The organism is Streptomyces mayteni (assembly GCF_054783955.1).
In genome coordinates this window covers 1-5,705 of sequence record NZ_BAAGPR010000209.1, presented here as the reverse complement: position 1 = coordinate 5,705, position 5,705 = coordinate 1, and the positions used below count along the sequence as shown (strand labels likewise).

Below are 5,705 nucleotides of genomic sequence, written 5' to 3'. Positions count from 1 at the left end.
GCCTACAAGAGCCTCCGCGTCGACAGACACACCTACAAAGCCACCATCGACATCGAGATCTTGACGAAACCGATCAGCCCCTAACTTCACGGCCTTGGGCCTTAGCTGGGGGAGGGTGGGGAAAACCCCGCGCGAAGCGCGGGGCACCCGGCCCGGCGGCGGAGCAGCCGTGGGCCGCCCAGGTCCGCCAGGGCCCGCCGCGCGAAGCGCGGAAAGGGCTTGTGGGGGCACCTCCCAGCGTTAGCTGGGGGAGGGTGGGGGAAACCGCTAGGCGCAGCTGCCGCAGGACGGCTCGTCGCCGTCGGCGAGCAGCCGGACCGGCCCGCTGCCGCTGCGCGCGCAGACGTCGTCGGGGTTGGCGAGCAGGCAGCTCTCCAGGGAGAGGCAGCCGCAGCCGATGCAGTCGGTCAGGTCGTCGCGCAGCTGCCGCAGGCGGTGGATGCGGCGGTCGAGGTCGGCCCGCCACGACTCGGAGACGATCGCCCAGTCGTCCCGGTTCGGCGTGCGGCCCTCCGGTAGCTTGCCGAGGGCGTCGCGGATGGCGGCAAGCGGCATGCCGACGTTCTGCGAGACCCGGATGAAGGCCACCCGGCGCAACATGTCGCGGTGGTAGCGGCGCTGGTTGCCCGAGGTGCGGCGGCTGGCGATCAGCCCCTGTTCCTCGTAGAACCGCAGCGCGGAGGTGGCGACGCCGCTGCGCTGGGCAAGCTGCCCGATGGTGAGTTCCTTCGCGATGGTGGTCTGGACCATGCCACCGAGCGTAGCGCAAACTTCAAGTTTTCTTGAGATAAGCCTGGGAGGGAGAGACGCATGGGCAAGGCAGGGAGACTCGTCGCGATCAGCGATCTGCACGTGCGGTACGACGACAACCGGCGGATCGTGGAGCGGCTTCGGCCGGCCTCCGACGACGACTGGCTGTTGGTCGCCGGGGACGTGGGCGAGCTGACGCCGGACATCGAGTGGGCGCTGACGCTGCTGGCCGAGCGGTTCGCCAAGGTGATCTGGGTGCCTGGCAACCACGAGCTGTGGACGCCGCCCGACGACCCGGTGCGGCTGACCGGCGAGGCGCGCTACGCGTACCTGGTGGAGCTGTGCCGCCGGCTCGGCGTCGTCACGCCCGAGGACCCGTATCCGGTGTGGGAGGGCGAGGGCGGTCCCGCCGTGATCGCGCCGCTCTTCCTGCTGTACGACTACAGCTTCCGGCCGGCCGGCACCCGCACCAAGGCGGAGGCGCTGAAGGTGGCCGAGGCGGCCGGGGTGGTGTGCACCGACGAGTTCATGATCCGCCCTGACCCGCACCCGAGCCTGGACGCGTGGTGCCGGGCCCGGCTCGCGGCGACCGAGGCGCGGCTGACCGCGGAGCTGCCCGAGGGGTTGCCGAGCGTCCTGGTCAACCACTGGCCGATCGTGCGCGAGCCGACCAGGATCCTGCGCTTCCCCGAGTTCGCGCTGTGGTGCGGAACCGAGGCCAGCGCGGACTGGCCGCGCCGCTTCCGGGCCGCGTCCGTGGTCTACGGGCACCTGCACATCCCGCGCGAGATACGGGTGGACGGCATCCTGCACCAGGAGGTCTCGCTCGGCTACCCGCGCGAGTGGCAGCCCCGCTCGACGGAACCCGGGCGGCTGGTGCCGATCCTGCCGGCCGCGGTGGCCGGCAGGTGAGCGGGCTGGTGGGCGGCGTCCTCGGCAAGCTGCTGGCCCACGAGCCGGTCGAGGTGGCCGAGTCGTTCGGCGACCCGGCGGAGCCGCCCGAGCTCTTCCCCGAGGAGGCGGCGCGGGTGGCCGACGCCGTCGACAAGCGCCGCCGGGAGTTCGCCACCGTGCGGCACTGCGCCCGCGCCGCGCTCGCCGCGCTCGGCGGCCCGCGGGTGCCGCTGCTGCCGGGCGAGCGGGGGGCGCCCGGCTGGCCGCCCGGCTTCGTCGGCAGCATGACGCACTGCGACGGCTACCGGGCCGCGGCGGTGGCCCGCCGGGAGACGGTGGCCGGCGTCGGCATCGACGCCGAGCCCAACGAGCCGCTGCGCGACCCGGGCGTGCTGGAGATGATCTCGCTCCCCGAGGAACGGCCGGTGCTGCGGCGGCTGGCCACCGTGTACCCCGAAGTGTGCTGGGAGCGGCTGCTGTTCAGTGCGAAGGAGAGCGTCTACAAGGTCTGGTACCCGCTCACCGGGAAGTGGCTGGACTTCGAGGAGGCCAGGCTCGACTTCGACCCTGGGAGGTGCCCCCAGGCCGGCACGTTCACCGCCCGGCTGCTGGTGCCGGGGCCCGTGGTGGACGGCGTCCGGCACTCGGAGTTCACCGGCCGCTGGCTGGCCGAGGACGGGCTGCTGGTCACCGCGATCGCGCTGCCGCGCGGAACGCTGAACGCGGAAGGCTGAAGGCTGAACGCGGAACGGCCGGGCCCGCGCGGGCCCGGCCGTTCCGGGTGGTGCCGGAGTTACTGGACGACCGTGATCCGGTCCGCCGCCGGGGCCCCGATCGGGGCCTCGGGCGACGAGTTGGCGGTCAGGTAGTCCGCGAACACCCGCATGTCGTCGTTGCCGACCACCGGGTTCTCGCCCTCGGCCAGCGTGGCGAAGCCGTCGCCGCCACCGGCCAGGAAGTTGTTGACCGCGATCCGGTAGGTGGCCGCCGCGTCGAGCGGCTCGCCGTCGATCCGGACCGAGTCGGCCACGATCCGGTCGGCGCCTGAGCGGGTCATGTCCAGCGTGTAGGTCAGGCCGGCCGACGGCTGGAGGATCTTCGGCGACGCCTGGTTGACCCCCGACACCTGCTCGCGCAGCACCTGGAGCAGCTGCTCGCCGGTCACGTCGAGCAGGTTGACGGTGTTGGAGAACGGCTGGACGGTGAAGCCCTCGCCGTAGGTCACCACGCCGTCGCCCTCGTCGCCGGAGGCCGTGTACGTCAGGTCGGCGCGCACGCCGCCCGGGTTCATCAGCGCGATGGTCGTCGACTCGTCGAGCTCACGCGCGTGCGCCAGCTGGGCGTCCGCGATCAGGTCGCCGAGCGGGAACTCCGGGGTGCCGGCGCCGCGGCCCCTGATGTCCTCGGTGATGTAGCCGATCGGCGCGTTGGCCACCGGGGCGGCCAGCTCGTTCCAGTAGTCGATCAGCCGGGTCAGGTCGCGGGCCGGCCGCTGCTCGCGGTCCACCACCCGGTTGCTGCCCTCGACCGAGGCGCGGACGATGTCGCCGGAGCGCATGTCGTACTTCATGTTCAGCTCGGTGAACAGCCGGCCGTTGGAGGCCGCCGAGGTCACCAGCCGCTCCCGGCCCGAGGGGTCGGGGATGGAGCAGACGTAGGGCTGGTGGGTGTGGCCGGTGATCATCACGTCCACGGCGGAGCTGGCGTTGCGGGCGATGTCCACGATCGGCCCGGAGATGCCGCCGTCGGCGCCACCCTCGCAGTCCGCGTTGTAGGCCGTGTCGGACGGGTAGCCGCCCTCGTGGATCAGCGTCACGATCGCGTTGACGCCGCGGTTGCGCAGCTCGCGCGAGTAGCGGTCGATGGTCTCGACCTCGTCCAGGAACTCCAGGCCCTCGATGCCCTGCTGGGTGACGATGTCGGCGGTGCCCTCCAGCGTCACGCCGATGACGCCGACCTTGACACCGTTCACGTTCTGGATGGTGTAGGGCGGCAGGATCGGGCGCCCGGTCTCCTCGTTCACCACGTTCGCGGCGAGGTAGCGGAAGTCGGCGCCCTCGAACTCGCGGTCGTCGGTGTAGCAGCCGTCGACGGGGTGGCAGCCGCCCTCCTGGAGCCGGGTCAGCTCCTCCCAGCCCTCGTCGAACTCGTGGTTGCCGACGCCGGCGACGTCCATCTCCAGCTGGTTGAGCGCCTCGATGGTGGGCTCGTCGTGGAAGAGGCCGGACAGCAGCGGGGTGGCGCCGACCAGGTCGCCGGCCGCCACGGTCAGGGAACGGGACTCGCCGCGTCGCGCGTCGCGCAGCCCGGTCGCCAGGTACTCGACGCCACCGGCGGTGATCTGCTCGGTGGTGCCGTCCTCGTGCCGGTGCGTCACCTGGCCGTTGGAGCCGGTGGGCGGCTCGAGGGCGCCGTGCAGGTCGTTGATCGCCAGCAGTTGGAGGTCGACGGTCGGACCCTGGCCGGGTCTCGAACCGTTGTTGTGGTCATCGGGCTTCGCCTGCGCGGCTGGCAGGGCGACGGCGAGCGCCCCTACCGCAGCCAGCGTGGCGGCACCCGCGGTCAGTCTGAACATCCGTGCGTGCATGGGCGGCACCCTATTGGCTACGCGCGTAGCCCGGCAGGGGGATGTGTGTAACGGCGAGATGAAAGGAAGGGGACGGGCGCATTCAGGCGCGTTCGGGGCGCATGTCACCGGCGCGCGCCCGGATGTGATCTGGATCACCCACGCGTGGGTGTCCTAGGGTCGATGGCATGAGTGAGGTGCTGAAGCGGGACCAGGTCGCGGGCGACGAACTGCGCCTGATCCAGGAGCTGATCGAGGCGGCGGCGAAGGTCGACGGCCAGTACGCGGTGTCCGAGCAGGGCAGGTTGCTGCTGCGTGACGGCCCGCGGGCCGGGGTGCGGCACCTGCTGCTCCGGGACGCGGACGGGCTGGTCGGCTACGCCCAACTGGACGGCACCGACGCGGTCGAGCCACCCGCAGGCGAACTCGTCGTCCACCCCGAGCGGCGCGGCCAGGGCCACGGCAGGAAGCTGGGCCGGGCCCTGCTCGCCGAGTCCGGCCACCGGCTCAGGCTCTGGGCCCACGGCGGCCACCCGCCGGCGCGCCACCTGGCGCAGGCGCTGGGGCTCACGCTCTTCCGCGAACTCCGCCAGCTGCGCCGCCCGCTCGGCGGCCTCCGCACGGCCGAGGTGACGACGCCGTCCCACGTCCGGATGCGGACCTTCGTCCCAGGCCAGGACGACGCGGCCTGGCTCGCCCTCAACGCGGCGGCCTTCTCCCACCACCCGGAGCAGGGCTCGCTCACTCAGCGTGACCTCGAAGCGCGGATGGCCGAGCCGTGGTTCGACCCGGCCGGCTTCTTCCTCGCCGAGCGCACCTCGGACGGCGAACTGCTCGGCTTCCACTGGACCAAGGAACACCGGGCCGCCGGCCTCGGCGAGATCTACGTCCTCGGCGTCTCCCCCGCCGCCCAGGGCCTCGGCCTCGGCCGCGCCCTCACCACGACAGGGCTTCGCCACCTGGCGGCCAGGCCGGGCCTGGACACGGCGATGCTGTACGTCGACGCGGACAACGGGGCGGCGGTACGGCTGTACGAGTCGCTGGGCTTTCGGACGTTCGAGGTGGATCTGATGTACCGGACCGAATCCTGACAGGGCCGCCCGCCGGCCCGCCGCCGCGCCCCGCGCCTGCGTCGCGGCGGGATCCCCCACCCTCCCCCAGCTAACGGCCCCAGCCATGGGGGTCCCCCCGGACGGAGTCTGGGGGAGGCTGGGAGGTGCCCCCAGGGAGGTGCCCCCAGGGAGGTGCCCCGACAAGCCCCGTCCGCTGCGCGGTGGCCCGGCTCGCGCCCGGCCTACGGCCGGATCCGTGCCGCTGCGCGGCTCACGCCTGCGGCGCGGTGCCGTCGCCCGTCCGTCCCGCCCGGGGCGGGGGGCAGGGCCCCGCGCCTGCGTCGCGGCGGGATCCCCCACCCACCCGCCCTTTCCCGCGCCGCGGCGCCTGGGCGGCGGGGGCGGCCGACGCCGCGCGCCGAAGGCGCTCGGCGCTCCGCGCC

Annotated in this window: 5 protein-coding genes; 3 read left to right on the top strand and 2 right to left on the bottom strand. The window is 73.1% G+C overall.

Annotation, left to right across the window (positions count from 1 at the left end):
- Positions 1-267: 267 nt before the first annotated feature.
- Positions 268-750, bottom strand: coding sequence for a redox-sensitive transcriptional activator SoxR (gene soxR / locus ACYVPE_RS38980; RefSeq protein WP_461038586.1), 483 nt, complete (start codon positions 748-750; stop codon positions 268-270).
- 60 nt (positions 751-810) lie between these two features.
- Between soxR and ACYVPE_RS38975 the strand changes: the two genes are divergently transcribed.
- Positions 811-1,662, top strand: a complete 852-nt coding sequence (locus ACYVPE_RS38975) for a metallophosphoesterase family protein (RefSeq protein WP_461038585.1) — start codon at positions 811-813, stop codon at positions 1,660-1,662.
- Between the two features lie 5 nt (positions 1,663-1,667).
- Positions 1,668-2,378: a 4'-phosphopantetheinyl transferase family protein gene (locus ACYVPE_RS38970; RefSeq protein ID WP_461038587.1), complete on the top strand. Its 711-nt coding sequence runs from the start codon at positions 1,668-1,670 to the stop codon at positions 2,376-2,378.
- 59 nt (positions 2,379-2,437) lie between these two features.
- Here the strand turns inward: ACYVPE_RS38970 and ACYVPE_RS38965 are convergent, their stop codons facing one another.
- Positions 2,438-4,231: a bifunctional metallophosphatase/5'-nucleotidase gene (locus ACYVPE_RS38965; protein ID WP_461038584.1), complete on the bottom strand. Its 1,794-nt coding sequence runs from the start codon at positions 4,229-4,231 to the stop codon at positions 2,438-2,440.
- Between the two features lie 167 nt (positions 4,232-4,398).
- Here ACYVPE_RS38965 and mshD point away from each other — a divergent pair, with 167 nt between their 5' ends.
- Positions 4,399-5,301 (top strand): mycothiol synthase, encoded by a 903-nt coding sequence (gene mshD, locus ACYVPE_RS38960; protein WP_461038583.1) that lies wholly within the window; start codon positions 4,399-4,401, stop codon positions 5,299-5,301.
- Positions 5,302-5,705 lie beyond the last annotated feature (404 nt).